We start from the raw sequence: 25,844 nt of genomic DNA on the forward strand, positions 1-25,844 counted from the left end.
TAGCGCAGACTTTCCTGTTGGGCAAGTCGAGAAGAGCGGTGCGGGAGAGTGACGGCGTGAGCCCGGGGCGCGAGGGGGCGCGCGGGGCCGCTCGGCTTGGGCCGTTCGACCGGGCTCGTCAGTCGATGACCGCGGTGGCCTCGATTTCGACCAGATGCTCGGGTACGTCCAGTGCCGCCACCCCCAGCAGCGTGGCCGGCGCCGCCGGAGTGGTGCCCAGCTTGGCGGCTGCCCGCGCGATTCCCTCCAGGAGGAGGGGCATCTTGTCGGGGGTCCAGTCGACGACGTGGACGGTCAGTTTCGCCACGTCGTCGAAGGAACCACCCGCCGCGGCCAGGGCGGTGCCGACGTTGACGTAGCAGTGCTCGACCTGGGCTGCGAGGTCCCCGTCGCCGACCGTGGTTCCCTCGGCGTCCCAGGCGACCTGTCCGGCGACGAAGACCAGTTTCGATCCGGTCGCGACCGATACCTGCCGGTAGACGTCGATCTTCGGCAGTCCGTCGGGGTTCATCAGGGTGATGGCCATGGTGCTGTCCGCTTCCTCAACGGGAGGGCCCGCACGGGCCCTCTTCCTCCGGGCCAAGTCCGCCCCGGCCTCTCGTGGTTACTCGGGAACCGTAAGAGAGTCGCCGCTGACGTGGAAGAACGCACTTTTCGGTGACTGGGGAACCTGAAGGTGACCCAGCAGTTCAACGGCCCGTCCGACAGGCCGGAAGTGGTGAATCAGGGGAGCCGGGAATCGGCTCAGGCGATCCAGTGCGGTCGGCGGGTGGTGGACGAGGGCGTGAGGCCGTCCGCGAGTGCAGCGGCCATGCGGTGCACGGCCTCGCGGAGTGTGCCGGGAGGGGTGGTGTAGGGGATGCGGAGGCGTTGTTCGAAGACGCCCGGGTCGGTGGCGAAGTAGGCGCCGCCTTCGATCCGTACCCCGTAGTCCAGTGCGCGTTCGGCCAGTGCCGCGGCGACGGGCTCGCCGAGGTCGACCCAGAGGGACAGGCCGCCGGGCGGCAGTTGCCAGCTCCAGTGCGGAAGGTGCTCGATCAGGGCGGTGGTGAGGGCGGCGCGCTGGGTGCGCAGCCGTTCCAGGTGCGCCGGCAGCAGTTCCTCGGAGCGGTCCAGCAGGTCCAGGGCCACGAGTTGGTCCAGGACCGAGCCGCCCATGTCGGTGGCGACCCGCTGACCGGCGAGTTCGGTGACGAGTCGGGCGGGGGCGCGCAGCCAGCCGATGCGCAGGCCCGCCCAGTGGGTCTTGCTCATCGACCCGGTGGTGACGACCTGGCCGGTCCCGCCCGGTGCGGCGACGGCGGCGAAGGGCGGCGGGGCGGGCACGTCGAGGGCGAGGTCGGTCAGGGTCTCGTCGACGACCAGCCAGGTGCCGGAGCGCTGCGCGGCGCGCAGGATACGGGCGCGCTGCTCCACGGACATGAGGCAGCCGGTCGGGTTGTGGAAGTCGGGGATCAGGTAGGCCAGTTGCGGCACGGACTGGCGCAGGGACGATTCGACGATTTCGGCGTCCCAGCCGGTGTCGGTCACGGGGACGGGCACGGTGCGCAGCCGGGCGCGCCGCAGGGCCTCCAGGGCGTTCGGGTAGGACGGGTTCTCGATCATGACCCGGTCGCCGGGGCGGCTCAGCAGGCCCAGGACCAGCGTGAGTGCGTGCTGGGCTCCGGAGGTGACGAGGATCTGTTCGGGCACGGTGGCCAGGCCCCGGCGGGTGAAGCGTTCGGCGATGGCGGCGCGCAGTTCCGGCAGGCCGTACGGGTGGTAGCCGGGCGTGTCGACGTGTTCGGCCAGTTGCGGGGACACCCTGGCGAGGGCGTCGGCGAGCGTTCGGTGCGGTAGCGCGGGGGCGGCTCTGGCCAGGTCGATCGCGGTGTCCCGGGGGCCGAGGAGCCGTGTGACGCCGTGGGGGGTGCGCCCTTCGGGCAGGGCCGTCCAGGTGCCGGAGCCCTGGCGGCTGCGCGCGTAACCGCCTTCGCGCAGCAGGTCGTAGACGGCGGTGACGGTGGCTCGGCTGATGTTCAGGGCCGTGGCGAGTTCGCGTTCGGCGGGGAGCCGGACGTGCAGCGCGATGCGCCCGTCCAGGATCAGCTCGCTGATCGCCTGCGCCAAGTGGCGGTAGGCGGGTCTGGTTCCCGACGGGTCGGGCAGCAGCGCGGCCAACTGCCTGCTGCCCAGTGTGCGGTCCAGGTGCCCTGCCCTGTTCACGGGCTGGGACAGGCCGATGTCTGCCATACCACTCCCCCGATATTGGCCATGTTGTGCCAGCCAATCACTGTACAGAGTCGCCCTGGTGGCCTGGAAATCACGCAGGTCCGGCACACGGGCCCAGCACACGACAAGTACAAGAGGATGGAGGCGGCCGGAACATGCGGCACGGACACGCGGATACGGTGGGCGACGAGCACGCAGGGCGGCGGCGGCCCGCGAGGCGGCGCTCGACGTACTCGCCTCAACGAGCCCGGGCGAGCACACCCCCGCTCCTCCTCACCTACGTGCCTCTCGGCAAGCGTCCGCTGAGGCGCCTGCCTCAGCTGTTCACCGGTTTGGCCCTGTACGGATTCAGCCTGTCGGTCCTGATCAGAGCCTCACTGGGCGTCAATCCCTGGAGCGTCCTGTACGAGGGGCTGGCGCGCCACACCACACTCACCTTCGGCACGGTCAGCGCCGTCGTGGGCGTGCTCGTGCTGCTGCTGTGGATCCCCCTACGGCAGCGGCCGACGTTCGGCACGGGGGCCAACATCGTCGTGCTGGCATGCTCGTCCGACCTCGGTCTGCGGCTCCTCCCCCAGGATCTGGAGCTTCCCGCGCGGATCGGGCTGCTCGTCGGCGGCATTCTCCTGAACGGTCTGTCCGTCGCCCTCTACGTAGGCGCGCGGTACGGGCCCGGCCCCCGGGACGGCCTGATGACCGGTATGTCGGCCGTGACCGGGCGGTCCTTGCGCTCCGTTCGTACGCTGATCGAGGTCGCCGTGCTGGCCGTGGGCTGGCTGCTCGGCGGCGGTGTGGGGGCCGGCACCGTGCTGTACGCCCTCACGGTCGGGCGGGTCACGCAGTTTTTCCTGCCTCGGTTCGCCTACCGGAGCGGGACCGGAGGACGGGGCTGACGGCCGCAGAGGTGTGCGGGCGCCCGTTCGCGGCTACTCCGGTACTTTCCGTACGTCGATGATCACCGACCCGGACCGGCCCGCACGGCCCGGCCCCCTCAGGAGAAGCGGTATGAGCAGCGAACCGACCATGCACACCATCACCCAGAACTCCGTCGGCGGCCCCGACCTACTGCACCTGACACAGGCGCCCAGGCCGGCGCCGCTGCCCACCGAGGTGCTCGTACGGGTGCGCTCCGCCGGGGTGAACCCGGTCGACTGGAAGACCCGTCAGGGCGGCGGAATGGCCGGCGTCCTCGGGAACCCGCCGTTCACCGTGGGCTGGGACGTCAGCGGGGTCGTGGAGGAGGTCGGCTTCGGCGTGCACACGGTCGAGGTGGGTGACGAGGTGTACGGGATGCCGTGGTTCCCCCGGCAGGCCGGCGCGTACGGCGAGTACGTCACCGCGCCCTCCCGGCACTTCGCCCGCAAGCCCGCCACGCTCGACCACGACCACGCGGCGGCCGTGCCGCTGGCCGCGCTCACCGCCTGGCAGTGCCTGGTGGACGCGGCGCACGTCAAGGCGGGTCAGCGGGTGCTGATCCACGCGGCGGCGGGTGGCGTCGGCCACTTCGCGGTGCAGTTCGCCAAGCACCTGGGCGCGCACGTCATCGGTACGGCGCGGACGGCCAAGCACGACTGGCTGCGGTCTCTCGGGGCGGACGAGCTGGTCGATTACACCAAGGACCGCTTCGAGGGGGTGGTGCGCGACGCCGATGTCGTCATCGACCTCGTGGGGGACGAGCACGACGCGACCAGCACCCGTTCGCTGCGTACGCTGCGGTCCGGCGGCACGCTCCTCGCTGTTCCCTCCGGGGCCTCGCCCGAGCTGACGGAGGCGGCGCGTGCCCAGGGGGTGCGGGCGAGCGGCTTCCTGGTGGAGCCGGACGGCGCGGCGCTCGCCCGTATCGGCGCTCTCATCGACGAGGGGGCGGTGTCGGTGGAGGTCGAGGACGTACTGCCGCTGGCCGAAGCCGCCGAGGCCCACCGCCGGGGCGAGGAGGGCCGTACGCGCGGCAAGCTGGTGTTGCGCGTGGCGCCCTGAGGCCACTCGTCGCCACCGGCCCGAACGGGTGATGTGCAGCATTCCACGGCCGGGTTTCCGAGGAAACTCCCGGCCGTGCTGCGGAAAACTGCTGCGTTGGCCCGCCGGGGGCCAGGCGCGGCGCATCAGCAAAGGATGTACGGGAACACACCGGCAATTGCCCGGCGCGGCGGTCGTACCGGCATGCGATGTGCCGCCGGTGTCCGTCCGTCACGGTTGTCACCAATCGCCGTCGATACGGCACACCGGTGCCCCGCGGGCCGCGATGTCCGCCTCACCGGCTCTCCGCTGTCCGCCGTGCGGGCGGAATGGCGGAGGACGCGGAGGGGGCTGAGCCGATGGCTCGCGAACGGTGCGGCATGACGATCCGGGCCCTGGGCCGGGACCTTCCTACGCGTCGACCCATTCGTGGGACTGGGCCTGCTTCAGCAGACGCTGGCGGGCCTGCAGGATCTGCTCGCCGGTCATGCTCGGCACGCCGGTGACCAGCAGTTCCGTCACCTCGTCGAGGAACTCCTGGGCGGAGAGGGTGTCGCACAGGACACCGTCCTCGAAATTGCCGTCGTGCGCCGCGCCCTGGGCGCGGTGCGCACCGCCGGAGCGGCCGGGGGCGCCTTCCAGGAAACGCACTTCGGACGCCTTGGGGCCCCGGTCTCCCTCGTCGACCACGAATTCAACCTTGACGCCGGGGGCCATCAGCCCCTTGTCGAATTCCAGGTCGTTCACATGCACGAAGACGTCTTCTCCGCCGTCGTCCGGGACGACGAATCCATAGCCGCGTACCTCGTCGAACCGAATGACCTTGCCCGAAACCATCACTGTGCCCCAGACCCCAATTCCACAACTGCCCGCAAATTCCGCACCCCGTCGCCGTCGTCCCGGCGGCTCACCGTTCCCGCCGGCTGTGCCGGCAGAGGTTTTCGCCGAAGGCGGAGACGATTCGGTGGATGTCCCGCCCATACTATTGCCGAGCGGCGGCGGAACGTCCAGCCCGGTGCCCGCCCCCGCGCGGCACCGGCGCACGCGGGCGCTCCGCGGGGAGACACCGCCCTTGGTCGGCACGGTGGCGGACCGTCGTTACGGCACCGCCCCGACGGAACGGTGCCGTAACGACGCAACGGATCAGCCGGCCAGCGCGGCCCGTACCTCCTCGGCGAGCAGCGTCACGTAGTCGCCGGTCCAGCGCTCGATCGTGGTGTGCTCCCACAGGTCGGTCGAGTACTCGACGTATCCGGTCAGCGTGTCGCCCGCCGGGACGAGCCCGAAGTTGAACTCCGTCCGGGAGGCCGGGACGGCCAGATCCTCGACCGCCGCGTCCACGCCGGGCAGGTCGATGTCCGTGTCCAGCGAGTTCTGGTACTGGAACCCGAACGGCACCTGGTCCGGTACCTCGACCCCCATCTCCTCGCGCAGGGGCCCGGCGAGCCTGCGCAGCGGCATGATGTGGTCGATGCCCTCGATCGAGGTGTGTGCGACCTGGCGGACGAGTTCGGTGAAGGTCCCGGCCCGGTCGAGCCGGATGCGCAGCGGGAGGCCCACGGCCGTGCAGGCCACCAGCGACTCGAAGGCGCGGCGCTCACGGTTGGCGTAGGAGACGTTGACCATGACTTCCCCACGGCCGGAAAGCTTGCCGGCGAGCCGGCCCAGGGCGGCGACGGTGACCGCGTACGGCGTGGTGCCGCACTTCCTGGCCAGCCGTTCCACGTCGGCGCGCAGGTCGGCGTCCACGGTGAAGAGCGCGACGCGTCCCTGTCCGCTCAGGGTTTCCGGGCGCGGCCGGTCCAGGGGCAGCGCGTGCCGGAAGGGGGCCCCTTGCAGTTCTCCGGCCCAGTACTCAAGGATGCGCCGGTCGGTCCGGTCCGAGGCGGTTTCCTGTTGCCAGCGGGCGTATTCGGTCGGCTGCGGCACCGTGCTGCCCAGGGTGTGGGGCGTTCCGGTCACCGCGGCACCGTAGAGCGCGGCGAAGTCGTTCAGCAGGATGCTGACGGCCCAGCCGTCGCAGGTGGAGTGGTGCAGCAGGAGGAACAGCGCCCAGGCCGAGGGGCCGGTCCGCACCAGACGGAGTTTCGGTGCCACTCCTTCGGTGAGGTCGAACCGGGTGGCCGCGACCTGTGCGCTGATCCGCTCGGTCTCGTCGCCGTCCGCTGTCCCGTCGGCGCCCGCCAGGCCTGCGGACCCGATTGTGGTGCCCCTGCCGGTGGTCAGGTCCTCGACCGGGAGGTCGACGGGGCGCGGCCGGAGAATCTCCTGCCACCATTGCTCGCCCTCCTTGACGAACCGGGTGCGCAGCGATGCGTGGCGGGCCACGAGCTGAGTCAGCGCGGTGCGCAGCGCGGGCAGGTCCAGGTCGCCGGTGAGCGTGATGCGCAGGGCGACGTTGTAGACCTGCGGCAGGGCGTGCCGGTGGTGCCCGTCGATGAAGGCCCGCTGCTGGTTGGTGGCGGGTGCCCGGTCGATCACTTCGGGGGCCGGTGCCCGGCCGGCCGCCTCGGGGGCGGGGGCCCGGTCGGCCACCTTGGAGGCGCCGTCCGCGTCACCGGCGAGGTACGCCGCCATGGCCCGTACCGTCGGCTCCTGGTAGAAGCGCACCATCGGGTACTCCTGGCCGAACACCTCCCGGGCGCGGTTGACCAGCCGGATCGCGGCGATCGAGTGACCACCGAGGTCGAAGAAGGAGGTGTCCGGGCCGATGGCGTCGGCCGTGAGGTCGAAGGCGTCGGCCCAGAGGGCGCGGAGGCGGTGTTCGAGCCGGGCGTGGAGGCCGGGTTCGGGCTCGTCGGCCGGTGGGGGGACGGGTGCCGTCCGCCCTGTGTCCCGCCCGGAGTTCCCGGCTGCGGGCCTGGATGGCGCGGCCGTCACGATCTCCGGACCCGGCAGCGCGGTGCGTTCCAGCTTGCCGTTGCCCGCGAGCGGCAGTCCGGTGAGGACGGCCCAGGACCTCGGTACGAGATACTCCGGCAGCCGGGACGCGAGTTCGCCTGCCAGCCGGTCTGCGAACGTCTGGCGGCCGGCCGCGGTGGTGGTGTGGCCCGCGTCCTGGTCCGCCGGTACGGCGTAGGCGGCGAGGTAGGCCTCGCCCCGGCTGTCGCGGCGGGCCAGCACGGCGGCCTCGCGTACGCCGTCCAGGGCGTTGAGCGCGCGGGAGGCCTCCTCCGGCTCGACACGGTATCCGCGGACCTTCACCTGGTCATCGACGCGCCCGTGGAACTCCAGGGCGCCGTCCTCGGTCCATCGCACCAGGTCACCGGTGCGGTAGAAGTCGGGGAAGCCGGGTCCGTCCGACGATGCCTGCGCGCCGGCCCGGAGCGGATCCGGGCCGAAACGTTCCTCGGCCGCAGCGGGTGCGCCCAGGTAGCCGCGAGCGACCCCCGGTCCGCCGACGTACAGCTCCCCCACCGCGCCGATCGGCACCGGCGCGCCCGACGCGTCGAGAACCCGCAGTCGCGCGTTGTCGACGGGGCGGCCGATCGGTATCGGCCGCGAATCGGTCCCGGACGTGCGCGGGCCGACAATTTCGGTGGTGCACAGCACGGTGGTCTCGGTCGGCCCGTACACATTGACCGTTTCGTACGCCACATCCGGGCGCGGCCGGGTACGCATCACGTCGCCGCCCAGCAGCAGGTGGCGCAGCGGCGGCTGTTCAGCAGTCGGCAGGGTGAGCAGCGCCTCGCCCAGGGCGGTGGGCAGGATCGAGAAGGTGACGTGCTGCTGCGTGTACCAGCGGGCCAGTGCCGATGTGTCCGTACGGACCGCGTCGTCGGCGATGACGACGGACGCTCCCGCGGTCAGCGCGGGCCAGATTTCCAGGACCGAGGCGTCGAAACTCTGGCTGCACACCAGCGCGCTGCGGTCGGCGGAGGTGAACGCGAAGCGCTTGTGGTGCCACTGGCAGAGGTCGACGACTCCGCGATGGGGCACCGCGACGCCCTTGGGTGTGCCCGTGCTGCCGGAGGTGTAGATGACGTAGCACAGTGATTCGGGACCGGTGATACCCGAAAGCGCCTTCTTCGTACGGCCGGTGGTGTGGCTCTCACCTGCGGTGACGTCGATGACGGCCAGGCCGTCGGGCAGGTCGAGGGCGTCGGCCCGGGAGCCGGTGCTCAGCAGGAGACGGGCGCCGCATTCCGCGAGCACCGTGGTGGCCCTGGCCTGTCCCAGCGACGGGTCGAGGGGGACGTACGCCCGGCCGGACTTGAGTACCGCGAGCATGGCCACGATGAGGTCGGTGGAGCGGGGCAGCCACAGGGCCACCACGTCGTCCGCACCGTCCGGGACCGCGGCAGCCGTCCCGTGGTGCTCGCGGATGACGACGGCCAGACGCTCGGCCCGCGCGTCCAGTTCCCGGTAGCTGAGCCGGTTCTCGCCGTGGTGGACGGCGGTCCGGTACGGGGCGTCCGCCGCGCGCCGGGCGACGAGTTCGTGGACGGTGGCCCGCGCCACCGGGCGGACCGGGCCCTGCTGCCACGCGGCGGGCACCGGCTTCCCGACCGGCTCCTCAGCCGGCTCCCCGACGGGCTCCACCGTCGCGACGGCGCTCCTGGCCTGCCGCGATGCCGTGGACACCGGACGGCCGGTCACGGCCGGTCCGGCGGGCTCCGCTTCCTGCCGCCCCTCGGTCGCGCCGAGGCGGGACAGCCGGGTCCCCGGCTCCCGTACGGCCGCTTCGAGCAGGTCCCGGAAGGTATGGAAGAAGCCGTCCACGGTGCCCGCGTCGAACAGGTCGGTGTTGTACTCCAGGTGGCAGCGGATGCCCTCGGGCTGGTCGGTGAAGTACACGGCGAGGTCGGTGAGGGCCTTGTCGGGTCCCGCGTCGAGCACGGTGGCCCGGACGCCGGGCAGATCGAAGCGGAACGGATCGCTGCTCTCGAACTCCGCGAGAACCTGGAAGACCGGCGTGCGGTCGGTGGTACGCGCCGGCGCCAGCTCCCGCACCACCGCCTCGAAGGGCACGTCCGCATGGTCGTACGCGTCCAGGGCGACGCCCCGCACCCGGTCCAGGAACGTACCGAACTCCGGGTCGCCGGACAGATCGAAGCGGAGCGCGAGGGTGTTGACGAAGAAGCCGAGCAGGTCCTCGGTGCCCTGGGGGCGGTCCGACATCGGGGTGCCGACGACGATGTCCCGCTGACCGGTGACCCGGTGGAGCATCGCGGTGAAGCCCGCCAGCAGCGTCATGAAGAGGGTGCCGCGCCGCTGCCTGCTCAGGTCCCGCAGCCGTGCGGACAACCCGGGGCCGAGACGGTGGAAGACGGCCCGCCCGTTGGAGGTCATGGCCGCGGGGCGGGGGCGGTCGCAGGGCAGCTCCAGTACGGGAAGCTCGCCGCCGAGCGTGTCCAGCCAGTACGTCAGGTTCGCGGCGCTCGCCGGGCCGCCCAGCGTACGGAGCTGGGCGCGCGCGTGGTCGGCGTAGGTGCCGGACAGCGCGGGAAGGTCCGGGGCGGAGCCGTCGTGCGCGGCGCGGTAGAGGGCGGACAGATCACGGGCCAGGACGGTGGCGGAGGCGGCGTCCACGACGATGTGGTGCAGGGAGAAGACCAGGACGTGCCGCTCCTCCCCCAGCTTGACCAGCCGGGTGACGAACAGCGGCCCGTTGACGAGGTCGAAACGCCGCGCGCTCTCCTCCGCCAGCACGGCACGGACCGCGGCGTCCTCGCCGTCCGCGCCCGCGTCCGTACGGTCGAGCACCGCGAAGTCCGGTGCGGACGGCGGGCGGACGAGCTGGCAGGGTTCGTCGTCGATCTCGCGGAAGACGGTCCGCAGGCCCTCGTGCCGCGCCACCAGTCCGCGCAGCGCCGTACGCAGCGCGGGGACGTCGAGCGGGCCGTCGAGGCGGATGGCCTTGGTCTCGTTGTAGGCGGTACGGCCCGGCAGCATCCGTTCGAGGAACCAGATGCGCTGCTGGCCCGGTGACAGCGGGGCGGTGCTCTCGCGTACGGGTTCCCGTGCCTCTACCGGGGCCGGAGCGGGTGTGGGCGGGACGGACGTATTCGCTCCCGCGCTCACGCCCGCGCTTGCGCCCGAACTCACGCCGGTGTCCGCGCCCGCGCCCGGCGCGTGGTAGTGGCGGCGCAGCGCGTCGATGTGGGTGAGGCCGGTGCGCAGCGCAGCCGGCTCGACGCCGAAGTCGACGAGCGAGACGATCTCGTCGGCACCCGCCGCGCTCACCGCATCCACCACGGGGGCGACGGTGTCGGGCGTGCCGATGAGTGCCCGCTGGTCGCAGTAGCGGTCGTAGGCGCGGCGGAAGAGCACGTCGAGGTCGTCCTCGGTCAGCGCGGACAGGTCCACGTTGTGGCCGAGGCTGTTGGCGACGTTGCCGAAGAGGGAGAGCGAGGCGCGCATGTAGCGTGCCAGGGGCTCGTACGCCTCGGTGCGCGCGGTGCGGTGGTCGGCCGCGAGGTAGGTGTGCAGCAGGACGGCCACCCGCCCGGCGTCCGGGTCGAGGCCGTGCTCGGCGCGGGTGCGGCGGTACAGCGCGATGTTCTCGGCCAGCTGCTCGACGCTCTGGGTCATCAGGTTGGTGACCACGCCGACGTCGTGCCGGGCGGCGGCCGCGTACGAGGCGGGGTTGCCGACCACCGCCGTGTACACGGGCGGTGTGTCCTGCACGGGGCGCGGGAACAGGCGTACCTCGGTCTCGCCGTCGCCGCCGACGCGCCGTACGGCCTCGCCGCGCCAGAGCCGGCGGACCTGCTCCACCTGCTCGTACATCAGCTCCTTGTGGCGGCCGAAGCGCTCGGGGAAGAAGACGAAGTCGTTGGCGTGCCAGCCGCTGGCGCAGCCGATGCCGACCCGGCCGCCGGAGAGGTTGTCGGCCATCGACCACTCCTCCGCGACCCGGACCGGGTCGTGCAGGGGCAGGACGACGGAGCCCGCGTTGAGGCGGACGTGGCGGGTCTCGCGGGCGAGGGCCGCGGCGAGCACGACGGGGTTGGGGAACAGCCCTCCGAAGGAGTGGAAGTGCCGCTCGGGCATCCAGAGCGCGTGGAAACCGTGCTGGTCGGCGAAGCGGGCGGTCTCCAGGATGTGGTCGTACTTGCCCTGCGCGGCGGCCGGGGAGCCGGCTCCGGCTTCACCACTGGCGCCGGCCTCAGCGTCGTTCTGGGGATAGTCGCCGAAGAAGTAGATGCTGAAGTCGGGGGCGCGGCGCGCGGTCACGGCGGAGGCGGCGGCAGTGACGGCGGTGGCGGTGACGGCAGGCGCCGTACGCGGCTCGGCGACCTGCATAGGCGTGCTGGTCGCGGACGCCGGTGCGACGCTCGGCGCAGCGGCCGGAACCGCCGTCGGCTGCGGCTTCGGCCCGCCGGGGAAGAAGCCGGCCGCGCGCAGTTCCCGCAGCGACCCGCGCACCGCGTCGGCGATGAACTCGATGTCCCCGTCCGAGTGGGCGGTCGACAGGAAGAAGTTGCGCCATTCCCAGACGTGCACCCCGCGCAGCATGAGGTGGTGGTACAGCAGTTCCATGTCCGCGCGGTGCTCGAAGCGGAACTGGGAGCCGAAGTGGCTCACCCGCAGCGGGAATTCCTCGTCCTCGAAGAAACGGTTCAGCGAGTCCGCCAGCTCGCCGGTACGGGCGTTCAACCGCTCCTGGAGCCGCGGGCTGTGCTCCTTGAGGTGCGTCAGCACGGCACGGGCGGCGACCATCGAGACCGGGTGCTGGATGTACGTACCGCCGAAGAAGGTGGTGTCGGCGGGCGGATAGCTGCCGTCCCCGTACTGCCAGAAGCCGCCGTCCACCCCGTCCATGATGTCCGCGCGGCCCGCGATGGCGCCGATCGGGAAGCCGCCGCCGAGCAGCTTGCCGTACGTCGCGAGGTCCGGGATGACGCCGTAGAGCTCCTGGGCGCCGCGCGGCGCCGGACGGAAGCCCGTCAGCATCTCGTCGAACATCAGCACGATGCCGTGGCGCCGGGTCAGCTCGCGCAGCTTCCGTACGAACTCGACGGGTCGCAGCGACGGGTGGCGGCTCTGTACGGGCTCGATGATGACCGCGGCGATGTCGTCCGCGTGCTCGGCGATGGCCTCCAGGCTCGCGTCGCTCCCGTAGTCCAGGACCAGCAGGTCGGCGACGCTGGCGGCCGGGATGCCGGTGGAGACGGGGACGGTGATCCGGTCGGCGCCGGTGCCGGTGGAGCGGCCCAGGACGTTGTCGGCGTGGCCGTGGTAGGCGCCGTGGAAGGTGACGATGCGACGGCGGCCGGTGGCGGCGCGGGCGAGCCGGATCGCGGCGGAGTTCGCCTCCGTACCGGAGTTGGCGAACGCCACCCGTTCCATGCCGGTCAGTTCCGCCAGCAGTTCGGCGGCCTCGCCGGTCTCGACGTTGCGCGGGCCGAGCTGGATGCCCCGGGAGAGGTGCTCGCGGACGGCCTCGCTCACGAACTCCGGTTCGTGGCCGAAGAGGAGCACGCCGAAGCCCATGGTGATGTCGACATAGCGATTGCCGTCGACGTCCTCCAGCCAGGAGCCGCGCGCCCGGCGTCCGGCGATCGGGTACAGCATCTCCTTGGTCTTGCTGCGGAACCCGACGACGGCCCGGCTGTCGGCCAGCACCCGGCGGTACCGCTGGGCGATCTCCTTGGACGTGGCGGTTTTGGCCGTGTAACGGCGTACCAGATCGTCGAGGTGCGACTGCTGGGATACGGGGGCGGACCCGCCGACCATGCCGGAGCCGCGGGAGACGGTCACCCGGGGGCCGTGCACGCGCTGCCGCCGTTCGGCGGCGGGCACCTGGCCGTTCGCGCCGTCCGTCGGCTGCCCGGCGGGCGGCTCCTGGACGGCTCCGGCCTCCGCCGGCCGCTCCGCGCTCCCGGCCGCGGCCTCGATCCGCTCAGCGATGCGCCGGGAGAGGTCGGCCATGGCGGCGAGATCCTGGTCCACCGCGGCCGCGGCGGCGCTCGGCCCGGTCATGCCCCGCCCGCCTTTCCGTTGGCCACCGCGCCGCCGGTCAGGGCGCTCGTCGCCTGCGCGGTCAGCAGCTGGGACAGCTGGTGTATCTGGGACATCATCTGGAGCTGGATCTGCGACAGCTGCTGCACCTGGCGGACGAGGTCGGCCAGTTCGGCGCGCGTCACGGGCTCCGACAGCCCGGACGGCTCGCCGAGCGCGGGCGCAGACTCGGGAACGGGCGCGGGCGCGGGCTCGGGCGTATGGATGGACTCGGGCGCCCGCTCCGGCTCCGGCGCCCGCTCCGGCTCCACCGCGCGAACGGTCTCAGCGTCACCGCCCGCCATCCGCCCCACGATCAGCTCCGCGAGCTGCCGCGAGGTGCTCGCCTCCTCGAACAGCTCCCGCATGGCGACCTTGACCTGGTGGTCCTGCTCCAGCTCGCGCAGCACGCTGATCATCTGCAGGGAGTCCGCACCGAGATCGAAGAAGGATGTGTCGCCGGTGATCGCGTCCGCGTCGTGCCCGAGGTGCTTGGCGACCAACGCGATGACGTGCCCGAGCACCCTCTCGAACACTGCCTCGTCCTGTGCCACGTCTTCCTCTTCTCTCGCTGGTTCTCTCGCTGGTTCGCCGGCCCGGACGGCCAGGACGGCTGTCGGTTCCGGCCCCGTCCAGAAGGTCTTGTGCTGGAAGCGGTAGCCGGGCAGCCCGGTCCGGCGGCCTCCGCTGCCGGCCGTCAGCGCCGGCCAGTCGAGGTCCGCGCCCGCGCAGTGCAGCTGGGCCACCGCGCCCCAAAAGGGGGCGGCTCCGGCGCCCCGGCGCAGCGTCGGTGCCGCCCGTACGCCGGGGAGGGCGGCGCGGGCGAGTCCGCTGAGCGTGGTGTGCGGGCCGATCTCGACCAGTGCGGCGGTGTCCGTCCCGCCGAGCGTGCGCAGTACGGCGTCGTAGCGGACCGGCTCGCGTGTCTGCCGTACGAAGTAGTCCGCGTCGGGCAGCCAGCCCGGCTCGTACAGGCGCCCGTCGAGGCAGCTGACGAAGGCGGTGGTGGCCGGGCGGAAGGTGACGCTGTCGAGCAGTTCCCGGAACTTGTCCAGGACCGGGTCCATCAGCGCGGTGTGGAAGGCACGGGTCACCGGCAGCCGTTCTCCGGTGGTGCCGCGCTCCTCCAGCAGGGCCAGCAGTCGGTCGACGGCGGAGACAGGACCGGCGAGCACGTGCCGCCGCTCTCCGTTGACGACGGCGAGTTCGAGGCCGGTGACCTCGGCGGTCAGGTTCCGTACGGTGTCCAGGTCCACCGGGACCGCGGCCATGGCACCGCGCGCGCAGTGGTCCTGCATCAGGCGGCCGCGCTCCGCGGTAAGGCGCAGGCCGTCCTCGACCGACAGGGCGCCCGCCGCGCACAGGGCGGCGTATTCGCCGACGCTGTGTCCGGCGACGATGTCCGGTGTGATGCCGGTGTGGCGCCAGAGGCCGGTGAGGGCGTACTGCAGGGCAAAGAGGGCTGGTTGGGCGGTCCGGGTGTTCTCCGCTGTGGCGCGGTCGGCGCCGGGGTCGAGCAGTATGTCGAGCAGGGAGCTGCGGTAAAGCGCCTGGTGGTGGCGGTCGCAGGTGTGGAGCAGGTCGCGTACGACGGCGAAGCGCTCGTACATGGGCTGCGCCATACCGGGGTACGGGCTGCCCTGCCCGGTGAACTGGAAGACGATGCCCGCGCGCGCTTCCCGGGGGGCTTCGCCGGTCGTCACGGCGGCGGCAGCGGCGGGGCCGTCGGTTCCCGCAAGCCAGCTGCCCAGGGCTGCAACCAGCTCCGCGGGGTTCTTCCCGCGGGCCGCCAGGCGGTGCCGGTGGTGGATCCGGCCCGCCGCGGTGGTCACGACGTCGGCGAGGTCCGCCTCGGGATGCCGCGTCAGGTGCTCGTGTACGGCCTGGGCGTTGGCCGTGAGGGCCGCTTCGGACTGGCCGGACAGGACGAGTACGTCCGGTGGGGCCACGGTGGCGTCACGGGGAGCGGGCTCGGGGGCCTGCTCCACGATGATGTGGACGTTGGTGCCGCCGACGCCCAGCGACGAGACGCCCGCCCGGCGCGGTGTGTCCCCCTGCGGCCACGGGCGTGCGGCCTCGGGGATGTAGAAGGGGCTGTGGTCGAGGTCGAGGGCGGGGTTCGGCTCGCGGAAGTTGGCCATCGGCGGGATGACGCCGTGCTTCAGTACGAGCAGGGCCTTGATGAAGCTGGCGAGGCCGGAGCACACGTCGAGGTGGCCGATGTTGGCCTTGGTCGAGCCGAGCGCGCAGTAGCCGGTGCGGTCGGTGTCGGCGCGGTACGCGGAGACGGCGCCATCGAACTCGATCGGGTCGCCCTTCAGGGTGCCCGTACCGTGGGTCTCCAGGTAGCCGACGGTATCCGCGCTGATGCCGGCGTGGTCCAGCGCGCGGCGGATCGCGCCACATTGGCCCCGCGCGCTGGGCGCGGTGTACGTCTGCTTGTCCGCGCCGTCGTTGTTGATGCCCCAGCCGCGTATGACGCCGTGCACGGTGTCGCCGTCGGCGAGGGCCCGGTCCAGGCGCTTGAGGACGACGGCGGCGACGCCGGTGCCGCCCACCGTGCCGTCCGCTCCGGCGTCGAAGGCGCGCAGGTGGCCGCTCTTGGAGAGGATGGAGCCCTTCACGTACTGGTAGCCCAGCACCTGCGGCACGTGTACGGCCGTGGCACCGGCCAGCGCGAGGTCGCTGTCGCCGGTCAGCACCGACTGGGCGGCGAGCTGCAGGGCGGTCAGGGAGCTGGAGCAGGCGGTCTGGACGCTGATGGCCGGGCCGGTCAGGTTGAGGCGGAAGGCCACGCGGGTGGCGGTGAAGTCGGTGTAGTTGCCGACCATGACCTGCATCCTGGAGAGCCAGTCGTCGCCGACGGGGCCTTTCAGGACGTTGTTCAGCAGGTAGTTCTCCATGGTGTAGAGGTGGTAGCCGGTGCTGGCGAAGACACCGGTGCGCAGCCCGTCCCGTTCCCGCGGGTATCCGGAGTCCTCCAGGGCGTGGTAGGCGCACTCCAGGAACATCCGGTGCTGCGGGTCGGTGAGCTGCGACTCGCGGACGCTCATGCCGAAAAAGGGGGCGTCGAACCCGGCGATGTCGTGAAGGATGCCGCTGGCGCCCACGAAGTCGTCTGCACGGTACTTCTCCGCGGGTACGCCGGCGACCGCCAGTTCCTCGTCGGTGAACCGCCGTACACAGTCCCGGCCGTCCCGGATGACCTGCCAGAACTCTTCGGGGGTGTCCGCTCCGGGGAAGCGGAAGGCCATGCCGATGACCGCGACGCGCGAGTCGGCCGGTACGTTCATGAGCTGCTGCCCTCCGCGGTGGAGACCTCTCGGCCGGGCGCCGGGCCGCCGCTCTCCCGGGGCGATGGCCGCTGCGGGAACAGCGAACGTCCCCGGGACAGCACGATGAGCAGGGCGACGCACAGGAGGATGGCCAGTCCCTGGAACGCGCCGACCACCTGCAGGGGCGAGTAGCGCTCCAGCAGTGCCGCGCTGACGATCATGCCGAGGCCGAAGCCGCTGTTCTCGGCCGAGGCGGAGAGGCCGAAGAGACGGCCGCGCTGCTCGTCGGGGGCGGCCTGCAGCCGGGAGACGTACGCGATCTCCGTGAACCCGTCGGCCATGCCGGCGACGAGCGCGGCGATGGCGGCGGGCACGGCCGGCAGGCCGCTGAAGACCACGATGAACGCCACCGACATCACACAGGAGCCGATCGCGAAGGCGCGCTCCCCGGGTGACCACCCGGTCTTGCCGGTGCGGCGCGAGCACACCTGCTGCGCCACGATGTTGCCGATCGCCCAGGTCGCCCAGAACTGGCTGACGAAAGTAGCCGGATGGGACGGGTCCAGGGCGCTGGAGTAGATGGGCAGGGCGACGTTGTGCGAGGAGGAGCCGAGGCCGTCGGCCGCGCGGACCGCGACCATGACGGCCAGCAGCGGCGCCGCCTTCAGGAGCGCGAGGGAGGCCCAGCGGCCGGTGTCCGCGGCGTCCGCCGCCGTGCCGTCGGCCGCGCTCTTCTCGGCGGCCCGGGTGCGGATGGGCAGCAGGAAGAGGATCGTGGCGGAGGCCGCGAAGGTGCCGGCGTCCAGCGCGAAGGCCGCGGTGTAGCCGAACTGCGCGACGACCACGCCCGCCGAGGCGAACCCGGCGATCATGGCCAGCGAACGGCCGGTGACCAGCAGGCCGTTGGCCCGGGTCCGCAGGTCGGCGCCGACGATCTCCGGGACGCTGCTGCGCAGCGCCACCTGGGAGAGCGTCGAGCAGGCGCCGGTCCCCACGGCCAGCGCGAAGAGCAGGGCGACCCGTGCGCCGTCCGGCGCCAGGAGCAGCACCACCAGGGCGGCCGCCTGGGTCAGGTCGGCGCACACCATCAGCCGTTTGCGGTCGTACCGCGACACCAGCCGGCCGCTGACGAATCCGGACAGTACGCTGGTGATCAGGCGTACGGCCATGAACAGGCCGGCGGTCAGCGCGCTGCCCGTCACCTGGTAGACGAAGACGTTCAGCGCCACCATGTTCAGATAACTGCCGTACGCGGAAATGGCGTTGCCGACGACGAGCAGCCGGAAGTGCCCCACCTTCTTGTGCCTCCTCAGTGCCCCGTGCCGGCCCGGTCCACCACGCGGGACGGCGGAGGACCCACTTACGGTCACCCGGTTCGCGGGGCGCCTGGAGACGCATCATCCGGTGACTTGACCGGCGCTTTACCCCGCGTGTAGGGCAGGGGGAACCGCGGCCGCGGCCTTCTTGCGTTTTGCCGTGTCCGTGGTTAGATCAAGCCGCATGTCACGGGGGATGTGCTGCCCCCGCGGCACCGTCGGCAGTTCCGCTCCGTACCCCGCGGGAGGGCGCACCATGTCCGTTCCCGCTCGGGCCGTCTTCCCGGCGACGAGCCGATGAACCCACGAGCACCCCACAGCGCGGCGGCCGTACAGCGGCCTCGCCCCGCTCCTCCCGCGCCCCCGGACCGACCGTCCTGACGCCGCGGGCCGCCGTACCCTCCCTGCTCCACCGTCACCCCTTTGGAGAAGAGATGCCGGACCACAGCGCGTCCACCATGTCGCCGATGCTGTCCCCCCGGGAGCGGGAGGTACTGTCGCACATCGCCGACGGCCTGACGTACGACCAGACGGCCAGGCGCCTGGGCATCAGCGTGCACACGGTCAGCACGTATCTGCGGCGCATACGGGCCAAGCATCCGGCTCCGACCCTCGCCCACCTCGTACGGCTGCAGCTGGCGCAGAACAGCGGCTGACGGTCCGGACGCGTCCTCGGGGGCGCGTTCAACTTGGCCGGTTTCCGCCCTGTCAATGGCCGATATCCGGACAACATCACCAGGGCCGGTCCTTTGCCCCGGCGCGCCGTCGGCGGAGCCACCGGGTTTCCTCCGGCGACCGTGGGTACCCGCTGCCGAACGTCGCACCCGGCCGAAGGGACGCCCGTTGGTCATGTGTTGCGCAGAGCCGTTGTCCGCGCCCCGGCCGGGCGTCCCCCGAAGGGACCAGGCCCGGACGTGGCGTCCCGGCGGCGCGCGGGTCCCGTGGTGAACTGCGGGCGCGGGCGCCGGCGGCACGGGACGCGCGCCCGGTCCGTCCGGCGGCGTGTCCGAGGGGTGGCCGCGGTACGTGTGAGTCAGCGTGCACCGACCGGTTCGACGGAAGGACGGGTGATGCGCCGTAGCCGGACGGAGGACCACCAGGGCGCGGCCGGGGCCCGCACGGTGGACGCGGATGTCGCGGGCGCCATCGGATGGGTGCTCGACGAGGTGCTGGGCGCGCGGCTCATCGCGGCCGCGGCGGCCGACGCCCTCTTCACCCGGGACATCGCCGAACGCGTCGCACGATTCACGCTGGGCGGCGGCAAGCGGCTGCGCGGCCGGTTCGTGTGGTGGGGGCTGCGGGTCTGCGGGGGCGGCGACGAGGAGGCGGGGGCCGCGCTGCGGCTGGCCGCCGCGCTCGAACTCGTACAGACCTGTGCGCTGGTGCACGACGACGTGATGGACGGCGCCGAGCTGCGCAGAGGCCGGCCGGCCCTGCACGTCGAGGTCCGGAGGCAGTACGGCCACCAGGGCGGAACCGGCCCTTCCGCCCGTTCGGCGGAAACGTTCGGCCGGGCCGCGGCGATCCTGGCCGGTGACCTCGCGCTCGCCTGGGCCGACGACACCGTCATGGACACCCGCTTCCCCGCCCACGCGCGGTCCGCGGTGCACGCGCTGTGGCGGACCATGCGGACCGAGATGGTCGCCGGTCAGTACCTGGACCTGCACGGCCAGGTCACCATGTCCCGCTCCCCCGCCCGCGCGGTCCGCACCGCCCGGCTCAAGAGCGCCCGCTACTCGGTCGAACGCCCCCTGCTGCTGGGTGCCGCCCTGGCCGGCGCGGACGACCGGACCACCGGCGCGCTGCGCTCGGCGGGCCGCTGCGCCGGGCTCGCCTTCCAGCTCCACGACGACCTGCTGGGGGTGTTCGGTGACCCGCGGGAGACCGGCAAACCGTCCGGTGACGACATCCGCGAGGGCAAGTTGACGTACCTCACCGCGGTGGCCCGCGCCCGCGCGGAGACCGCCGGCGATGACGGGGCACTCGGTGTCCTCGACGCGGCGCTGGGCGATCCGGCTCTCTCGGCCGCCGCGGTGGACCGCGTACGGGAAGTGTTCGTCTCGACCGGGGCCCGCGCCGCACTGGAGGACAAAATCGAGAACCTCGCCGATCGGAGCGTGGCGCACCTGGCCGCCGTACCCACCGCCGACCCGGCCGCCCGCCGTCACCTGCACGACCTGCTGCGTGCCACGGCCGGCGCCCGTCCGTGCTCCCCGCCCGGCGCCCCTCCCCCGCCGGTGGCCGTCGTGGCGGCCCGGGGAGGTGCGCGGTGAAGACCGTCCCCGGCCGTACCGACCATGTCGTCGTCATCGGCGCCGGCCTGTCCGGCCTGTCCGCCGCGCTGCACCTGCTCGGCGCCGGGCGGCGGGTGACCGTGGTCGAGCGGGCGCTCCGGCCCGGCGGCCGGTGCGGGCGCCTCGAACGCAACGGCTATCTGATCGACACCGGGCCGACCGTGCTGACCATGCCGGACCTCGTCGAGGAGGCGTTCGCCGCGGTCGGCGCCTCGATGGCCGGGCGGCTGGATCTCGTGCCCCTGCACCCCGCCTACCGGGCGCGGTTCGCCGACGGCAGCACGCTGGACGTGCACACCGGCGCGGAGGCGATGGAGGCCGAGATCGAACGTTTCGCCGGAGCCCGGGAGGCCGCGGGCTACCGGCGGCTGCGGTCCTGGCTGAGCCGTCTGTACACGGTCCAGATGCGGCGCTTCATCGACGCCAACTTCGACTCGCCGCTGCAACTGCTCACCCCCGACCTGGCCCGTCTCGCGGCGCTGGGCGGCTTCGGCCGCCTGGACGCCCGTATCGGCCGGTTCCTCGGCGACGAGCGGGTGCGCCGCGTCTTCTCGTTCCAGTCCCTGTACGCGGGCGTGCCGCCGGCCCGCGCGCTCGCCGCGTACGCCGTGATCGCCTACATGGACACAGTGGCCGGCGTGTACTTCCCGCGCGGCGGGATGCACGCGCTGCCCCGCGCCATGGCCGACGCCGCGGCCGAGGCGGGAGCGGAGTTCCGGTACGGGTGCGAGGTCCGCGCGCTGGAACGTTCCGATGACCGGGTCACCGCCGTCGTCACCGACGGCGGGCGCGTCCCCTGCGACGCGGTGGTGCTCACCGCCGACCTGCCCGAGGCGTACCGCCTGCTCGGCCGCAGCCCGCGCCGCCCGCTGCCGCTGCGCCGCTCGCCCTCGGCCGTCGTCCTGCACGCGGGTACGCCCGCGACCTGGCCGGAACCGGGCCACCACACCCTCTCTTTCGGCGCCGCCTGGCACCGTACGTTCCACGAACTCACCCGTAGCGGCGCCCTGATGAGCGACCCCTCGCTGCTGCTGACCCGGCCGACCGCCACCGACCCGTCGCTGGCCCCGCCGGGCCGCCACCTGCACTACGTCCTGGCGCCCTGCCCCAACACCGACATCGGTCCCGGCGTGCATGCTTGGCGGGATCTCGGTCCCCGCTACCGCACCGCGCTCCTCGCCGAACTGGAACGGCGCGGCTTCACCGGCCTCGGCGCGGCGGCCGAGGAGGAGTGCCTGGTCACCCCGGCGGACTGGAGCCGCCAGGGGCACGGCGCGGGCACGCCGTTCTCCGCCGCCCACACCTTCGCGCAGACCGGCCCGTTCCGGCCCCGCAACCTCGTACGCGGCACCGAGAACGCCGTGCTGGCCGGGTGCGGCACCACCCCGGGCGTCGGGGTGCCCACCGTGCTGGTCTCGGGGAAGCTGGCCGCCGCTCGGGTGACGGGCGGCGGGCCCACGAGGACCGCCAGGGTGACCGACCTCGGCGCGCGCCGTCCCGCCACCCGTACGCCGGAAGGGACCTCGTGACCGCCCGGGAACTCGACGCCGCGGGCATCACCGAGCCCGCGCTGCGCGCCGCCTACGCCCACTGCCGCCGGCTCAACGCCCGGCACGGCAAAACGTACTTCCTGGCCACCCGGCTGCTGCCGGTCGCCCGCCGGCCCGCCGTGCACGCCCTGTACGGGTTCGCCCGCTGGGCGGACGACATCGTCGACAGCCTGGACGGCGACGCCTCCTGTCAGGAACGCGCCGCGGCTCTGCGCGCTCTGGAGACCCAGCTCCGTGCGGGCCTCGCCCGGGGCGGCGGCGACGAACCGGTCGTACGGGCCCTGGCCCACACCAGCGCCGTCTACGGCATCGACCCGGCGTACTTCACCGCGTTCATGGCCTCCATGCGCGCCGACCTGGAGGTGACCGACTACCCGACCTACGACGCGCTGTGCGGCTACATGTACGGCTCGGCCGAGGTGATCGGCCTCCAGATGCTGCCGGTCCTCGGCACGGTCACGCCCCGCGAGGAGGCCGCGCCGCACGCCGCCGCCCTCGGAGCGGCCTTCCAGCTGACCAACTTCCTCCGGGACGTGGGCGAGGACCTGGACCGGGGCCGGGTCTACCTGCCCGCCGACCTGCTGGCCGCGCACGGCGTCGACCGGGAACTGCTCCGGTGGAGCAGGCTGACGGGCGCCACGGACCCGCGGATCACCGCCGCGCTGCGGGCCGCCGCCGACCTCACCCACGGCGTCTACCGGCGGGCCGCGCCCGGTGTCGCCATGCTCGACCCGGCGTCCCGGCCGTGCATCCGTACCGCGTTCATCCTCTACCGCGGCATCCTGGACGCCGTGGAGGCCGACGGTTACGCGGTCCTGCACCGCCGTGCCGTCGTGTCGCGCCCGGTCCGCGCGACCGTGGCCCTGGACGGGCTGGTACGGGTGACGGCGGCCCGCACCCGGACCAGGCAGCCCGGCTCTCCGGCCTCCGCCCGCATGCGAACCATGCCCGGCGCCCCGGCCTCCGCCCGTCCCCCGGAACCCGCGCGCCACGCCACATCCGTACGCACCGCAGCGCGCTTCACCGCACGCCCCGGAGGAAGCACCGTGGAGGCTCCCCGCCGCCCCGCCGGACGCGGCCGCTACCCGCTGAGCCTGCGCCGGCGGCCCGTGGCGTGGGACCGCCAGCGGCCGACCTGGCGGGACGCCGCACCCGGCGTGATCGCGGGCGCGCTGGCCCGCGCCAAGACCCGGCCGTCCGGCAACTGGTACACCGTGGCCGGCTCGCGCGAAGTCGGCCGGGACCGGCCGCTGGGCCGGACCATCGCCGGAACGGAGGTGGTGCTGTGGCGCGCCGCCGACGGACGGCTGCGCGGCGGCCCGGGAGCCTGCCCGCACCTGGGCGCGCCCTTGAAGGACAGTCCCGTGCGGTGCGGCACTCTCGTCTGCCACTGGCACGGACTCGCCTTGGACGGCGGGCCCTTCGCCGGGTGGGAGCCGTATCCGGTGTACGACGACGGGGTGCTGGTGTGGGTACGTCTGGACCGGGCGGGGGGCGAGGAACCGCTGGACCGGCCCCGCGTCCCCGAACGCCCGGACACCGCCGGTGCCGTCACGGCCGTGTACACCGGCGTCGGGCGCTGCGAGCCGGACGATGTGGTCGCCAACCGGCTCGACCCGTGGCACGGCGCGTGGTTCCACCCGTACTCCTTCGTCGACCTGACCGTGGCGGGCGGCCCGGCGGGCCCGGCGGACGCGTTCACGGTGGACGTCTCCTTCAAGGTCGCCGGGCGGCTGGTCGTCCCGGTCCGCGCGGAGTTCACCGCGCCCGGCCCGCGCACCGTGGTCATGCGCATCACCGAGGGCGAGGGCGAGGGGTCCGTCGTGGAGACGCACGCCACCCCGCTCGGCGCGGACGCCTCCGGCCGTCCGCGTACCGCCGTCGTGGAAGCGGTCGTCGCCGCCTCCGCCCGTCCGGGGTTCGCGGTGGCCCGCGCGGCGGCTCCCTTCCTGCGCCCGCTGATGCGGGCGACGGCGGGGCGGCTGTGGCGGGACGACATGGCGTACGCGGAGCGGCGGTGGGAGCTGCGCCGTTCGGGACGCTTTCCCGGCTGAGGAGGGCGCCCGGCGTTCGGCGGGGACGCGATACGCCTCCGGGGGGGGGCCGGGCACGTCGCCTCGTAGCAGCTACGCGGTCCCGAACCACCCTGGCACGTCGAGCGGGAACAGTTCCCCCGGGGTCATCCTGCGCAAGTCGGCCTCCAGTGCGCGCAGCCGGTCCTCGCCGAGGGTTGCGGCCCAGTCGGCCCGGAGGCGGTCGAAGACGCGCGCCGACAAGGCCAGGCAGTCCCGGCCTCGCTCGGTGAGGCGTACGGTCTTGCGCCGCGCGTCGCGCGGGTCCGCGCCGCGCTCCACGTATCCGAGGCGTTCCAGCGTGTCGACCGTCTTGCCGGCGGCCTGCTTGGAGACGCCGATCCGGCGGCCCAGTTCGGCGGCGGTGCTGCCCTCCGGGCCGATCGCCTGGAAGACGTAACCGTGCATCGGCCGGACGTCGGGATGGCCTTGGCGCGCCAGTTCGTCGTGGAGTTCGTCGATGAGGACGCGGAAGGCGAGGAACAGCCGCAACGGCAGCTCGAATCCAGGGGGGTCACTCGGCACGGTCGGCTACCCGGCTCACTAGTTCGACAATGGTGTTGTCGAGTCTACGGGTTCCCCCCGAAGCCCGTCACCCGGCGCGCCGACGCCCACCGTGCCGGATCAGCCGGCGAACAGGGTGCTGGCCAGGACGACGTGGACGGCGGTGCCACCGATGATGCTCAGCAGGGCGTTGCGGCGCCAGAGGTGCAGTCCGACGGTGACCGCGAGGGCCTCCAGGGGGGGCGACTGCGGGTGACATGGACAGCGGTAGGTCACGCAGGCAGTAGACGAGCAGGATCACCATCACGCCGGCCGGCATGGCGGCGCTGAGGTACCGGACGGTTCGACTGGCGCGCAGGGAGGCCAGCGCGGTGAACGGCACGGCCCGCAGGGCCCAGTTGACGGCGGCCGAGACGGCGGCGGCCAGGAGCAGGCAGCGGGTGTCAGGCACGGGACGGCCTCCGGCCCGCGGAGAAGTGCCGGACTAGGAGAGCGACCGTGAACAGTGCGAAGGCCACGGGCAGCATCTGGCCGGGGACGAGGAACCGGGCGGCTAGCGCGCTGAGCAGTGCGAGTACGGGAGTGGGAAGATCGCCGCGGCGCTCGGTGACGGCGTCCAGGGCGAGGACGGCGAACAGTGCGGTCATGGCGAAGTCCAGGCCGGTGACGCGGTCGGGTATCAGTGAGCCGAGCAGGGCGCCGGTGGTGGCGCCGCCGACCCAGTAGAGCTGGAATATCGCCTGTAGCGACAGGATGCGCGCGCTGGACCACGACCGGGCCTGCCCGCCGGTGGTCATGGCGTAGGCCTCGTCGGTCAGTGCGAAGGTGCTGTAGGCCTTGGCGAGGCGCCCGTGCACGCGGTCCAAGGGGAAGGACAGGGCGTAGAAGACATGACGGGAGTTGACCAGGAAGCCAGTCAGCGCGATCGTCGCCAGCGGCGCGGCCGCGACGGTCAGGCCCACGAGCAGGAACTCGAACGAACCGGCGTAGACGACGGCGGCGAACAGGGGCGCGCACCACCGGGGCAGGCCTGCATGGGTGATGACCACGCCGAGGGCGAGGCCGAGCGGCAGCAGGCCAAGTCCCACGGAGGCGGAGTCCCGCAGGGCCGCGAGAATCTCGGTCCGCAGCCGGGGCGTCGGAGCAGGGCGAGGGGGATCGCTCACGGCGATCGACGGTGCGTGCATGCGGAAATGTTAGAGAGATTTCCACCGCATATGGTTTCAAATAATTCCCCTAGAGTAACTCTATGCGCAATAATATTCCGCTGGATGCCGTCGGCCGGGACATTTTGTTTCACCTGCGTCAGGACGGCCGGCTGACCAACGTCGAACTGGCCAAGCGGGTCGGCCTGACCCCTCCGCCGTGTCTGCGCCGGCTCAAACGGCTGGAGGAGGCCGGCGTCATCACCGGCTACCGTGCCGTCGTCGATCCCGAAGCCGTCGGCCGCGGCCTGGAGGTCATGGTCGACGTCGAGGTCTACGCCAACGACCTCAAGACCATCGAAACCCTGGAGGAGACGCTGTCCTCCTACGAGGAAGTCATCGAGTTCCGCCGGATGTTCGGCCGCCCCGATTACTTCCTGCGCGTCGCCGTCGCCGACCACGCCGCCTACAGCGCCTTCCTCACGTCCAAGCTCACCGGCCTGCCCGGCATTCTGCGCGTCGAGTCCCACCTGACCATGCAGAAGATCAAGGCCGACTCCTGACCGCTCCGCCGG

15 protein-coding genes and 2 pseudogenes are annotated in these 25,844 nt (G+C 72.7%); 8 read left to right on the forward strand and 9 right to left on the reverse strand.

Features of this window, described 5'->3' with window-relative positions; all coding sequences use genetic code 11:
• Window positions 1–118 precede the first annotated feature (118 nt).
• Entirely contained in the window at window positions 119–526 is a 408-nt protein-coding gene (locus tag ACZ53K_RS28330; RefSeq protein ID WP_468841790.1) for a RidA family protein, read from the reverse strand.
• Between the two features lie 218 nt (window positions 527–744).
• The gene (gene yczR, locus ACZ53K_RS28335; RefSeq protein ID WP_468841792.1) at window positions 745–2,232 is read right to left on the reverse strand and encodes a MocR-like transcription factor YczR; all 1,488 of its coding nucleotides are present in this window, start codon (window positions 2,230–2,232) and stop codon (window positions 745–747) included.
• A 260-nt stretch (window positions 2,233–2,492) separates the two neighbouring features.
• Between yczR and yczE the strand changes: the two genes are divergently transcribed.
• Window positions 2,493–3,104, forward strand: coding sequence for a membrane protein YczE (gene yczE, locus ACZ53K_RS28340; RefSeq protein WP_468841794.1), 612 nt, complete (start codon window positions 2,493–2,495; stop codon window positions 3,102–3,104).
• Between the two features lie 112 nt (window positions 3,105–3,216).
• Window positions 3,217–4,188 (forward strand): NADP-dependent oxidoreductase, encoded by a 972-nt coding sequence (locus ACZ53K_RS28345; RefSeq protein ID WP_468841796.1) that lies wholly within the window; start codon window positions 3,217–3,219, stop codon window positions 4,186–4,188.
• Window positions 4,189–4,578: 390 nt separating this feature from the next.
• On the opposite strand, the gene ACZ53K_RS28350 is transcribed toward ACZ53K_RS28345, so the two are convergent.
• The 4 genes from ACZ53K_RS28350 to ACZ53K_RS28365 all read right to left on the reverse strand — a co-directional run bounded on the left by ACZ53K_RS28350 (window position 4,579) and on the right by ACZ53K_RS28365 (window position 17,683).
• On the reverse strand, window positions 4,579–5,004 hold the full coding sequence (locus ACZ53K_RS28350; RefSeq protein WP_468841798.1) for a cold-shock protein: 426 nt from the start codon (window positions 5,002–5,004) through the stop codon (window positions 4,579–4,581).
• Window positions 5,005–5,310: 306 nt separating this feature from the next.
• Complete coding sequence (locus ACZ53K_RS28355; protein ID WP_468841800.1) at window positions 5,311–13,095, reverse strand: MupA/Atu3671 family FMN-dependent luciferase-like monooxygenase; 7,785 nt, start codon at window positions 13,093–13,095, stop codon at window positions 5,311–5,313.
• A complete protein-coding gene (locus ACZ53K_RS28360; protein WP_468841802.1) occupies window positions 13,092–16,406 on the reverse strand; it encodes a type I polyketide synthase in 3,315 nt (1,104 codons plus the stop codon). The genes ACZ53K_RS28355 and ACZ53K_RS28360 overlap by 4 nt, the downstream gene beginning before the upstream one ends.
• A complete protein-coding gene (locus ACZ53K_RS28365; RefSeq protein WP_468841804.1) occupies window positions 16,403–17,683 on the reverse strand; it encodes an MFS transporter in 1,281 nt (426 codons plus the stop codon). Before ACZ53K_RS28365 ends, ACZ53K_RS28360 begins: the two co-directional genes overlap by 4 nt.
• A 455-nt stretch (window positions 17,684–18,138) precedes the next feature.
• On the opposite strand from ACZ53K_RS28365, the gene ACZ53K_RS28370 reads away from it, so the two are divergent.
• From ACZ53K_RS28370 to ACZ53K_RS28390, 5 genes and pseudogenes are all read left to right on the forward strand, one after another.
• Window positions 18,139–18,360: a response regulator transcription factor gene (locus ACZ53K_RS28370; RefSeq protein WP_468841806.1), complete on the forward strand. Its 222-nt coding sequence runs from the start codon at window positions 18,139–18,141 to the stop codon at window positions 18,358–18,360.
• Window positions 18,361–18,774: 414 nt separating this feature from the next.
• The gene (locus ACZ53K_RS28375) at window positions 18,775–19,977 is read left to right on the forward strand and encodes a polyprenyl synthetase family protein (protein WP_468841808.1); all 1,203 of its coding nucleotides are present in this window, start codon (window positions 18,775–18,777) and stop codon (window positions 19,975–19,977) included.
• Window positions 19,974–21,527 (forward strand): phytoene desaturase family protein, encoded by a 1,554-nt coding sequence (gene crtI, locus ACZ53K_RS28380; RefSeq protein WP_468841810.1) that lies wholly within the window; start codon window positions 19,974–19,976, stop codon window positions 21,525–21,527. The genes ACZ53K_RS28375 and crtI overlap by 4 nt, the downstream gene beginning before the upstream one ends.
• Window positions 21,524–22,531 (forward strand): annotated as a pseudogene (locus ACZ53K_RS28385) (phytoene/squalene synthase family protein); the annotation flags it as partial. The gene crtI and the pseudogene ACZ53K_RS28385, both read left to right, overlap by 4 nt.
• Window positions 22,532–22,594: 63 nt before the next feature.
• Window positions 22,595–23,602, forward strand: a complete 1,008-nt coding sequence (locus ACZ53K_RS28390; protein WP_468841854.1) for a DUF5914 domain-containing protein — start codon at window positions 22,595–22,597, stop codon at window positions 23,600–23,602.
• A 72-nt stretch (window positions 23,603–23,674) separates the two neighbouring features.
• Here ACZ53K_RS28390 and ACZ53K_RS28395 read toward each other — a convergent pair whose 3' ends face one another.
• From ACZ53K_RS28395 to ACZ53K_RS28405, 3 genes and pseudogenes are all read right to left on the reverse strand, one after another.
• Window positions 23,675–24,145 carry a MarR family winged helix-turn-helix transcriptional regulator gene (locus ACZ53K_RS28395; protein WP_468841812.1) on the reverse strand — a complete coding sequence of 157 codons (471 nt, stop codon included), beginning with the start codon at window positions 24,143–24,145 and terminating at the stop codon, window positions 23,675–23,677.
• Between the two features lie 99 nt (window positions 24,146–24,244).
• A pseudogene (locus ACZ53K_RS28400) lies at window positions 24,245–24,575 on the reverse strand (branched-chain amino acid transporter permease).
• The gene (locus ACZ53K_RS28405; RefSeq protein WP_468841856.1) at window positions 24,568–25,212 is read right to left on the reverse strand and encodes an AzlC family ABC transporter permease; all 645 of its coding nucleotides are present in this window, start codon (window positions 25,210–25,212) and stop codon (window positions 24,568–24,570) included. The pseudogene ACZ53K_RS28400 and the gene ACZ53K_RS28405 overlap by 8 nt, the downstream one beginning before the upstream one ends.
• Window positions 25,213–25,373: 161 nt before the next feature.
• Between ACZ53K_RS28405 and ACZ53K_RS28410 the strand changes: the two genes are divergently transcribed.
• On the forward strand, window positions 25,374–25,832 hold the full coding sequence (locus ACZ53K_RS28410; protein WP_468841814.1) for an Lrp/AsnC family transcriptional regulator: 459 nt from the start codon (window positions 25,374–25,376) through the stop codon (window positions 25,830–25,832).
• Window positions 25,833–25,844: the final 12 nt, after the last annotated feature.

Source organism: Streptomyces sp. NPDC033221 (assembly GCF_055577005.1).

Coding starts and splice junctions, on each gene's coding strand:
- ACZ53K_RS28410 (WP_468841814.1), top strand. CDS start 25,374: ATGCGCAATAATATTCCGCTGGATGCCGTCGGCCGGGACATTTTGTTT.
- ACZ53K_RS28375 (WP_468841808.1), top strand. CDS start 18,775: ATGCGCCGTAGCCGGACGGAGGACCACCAGGGCGCGGCCGGGGCCCGC.
- ACZ53K_RS28355 (WP_468841800.1), bottom strand. CDS start 13,095: ATGACCGGGCCGAGCGCCGCCGCGGCCGCGGTGGACCAGGATCTCGCC.
- ACZ53K_RS28370 (WP_468841806.1), top strand. CDS start 18,139: ATGCCGGACCACAGCGCGTCCACCATGTCGCCGATGCTGTCCCCCCGG.
- ACZ53K_RS28360 (WP_468841802.1), bottom strand. CDS start 16,406: ATGAACGTACCGGCCGACTCGCGCGTCGCGGTCATCGGCATGGCCTTC.
- ACZ53K_RS28345 (WP_468841796.1), top strand. CDS start 3,217: ATGAGCAGCGAACCGACCATGCACACCATCACCCAGAACTCCGTCGGC.
- ACZ53K_RS28350 (WP_468841798.1), bottom strand. CDS start 5,004: ATGGTTTCGGGCAAGGTCATTCGGTTCGACGAGGTACGCGGCTATGGA.
- ACZ53K_RS28330 (WP_468841790.1), bottom strand. CDS start 526: ATGGCCATCACCCTGATGAACCCCGACGGACTGCCGAAGATCGACGTC.
- yczR (WP_468841792.1), bottom strand. CDS start 2,232: ATGGCAGACATCGGCCTGTCCCAGCCCGTGAACAGGGCAGGGCACCTG.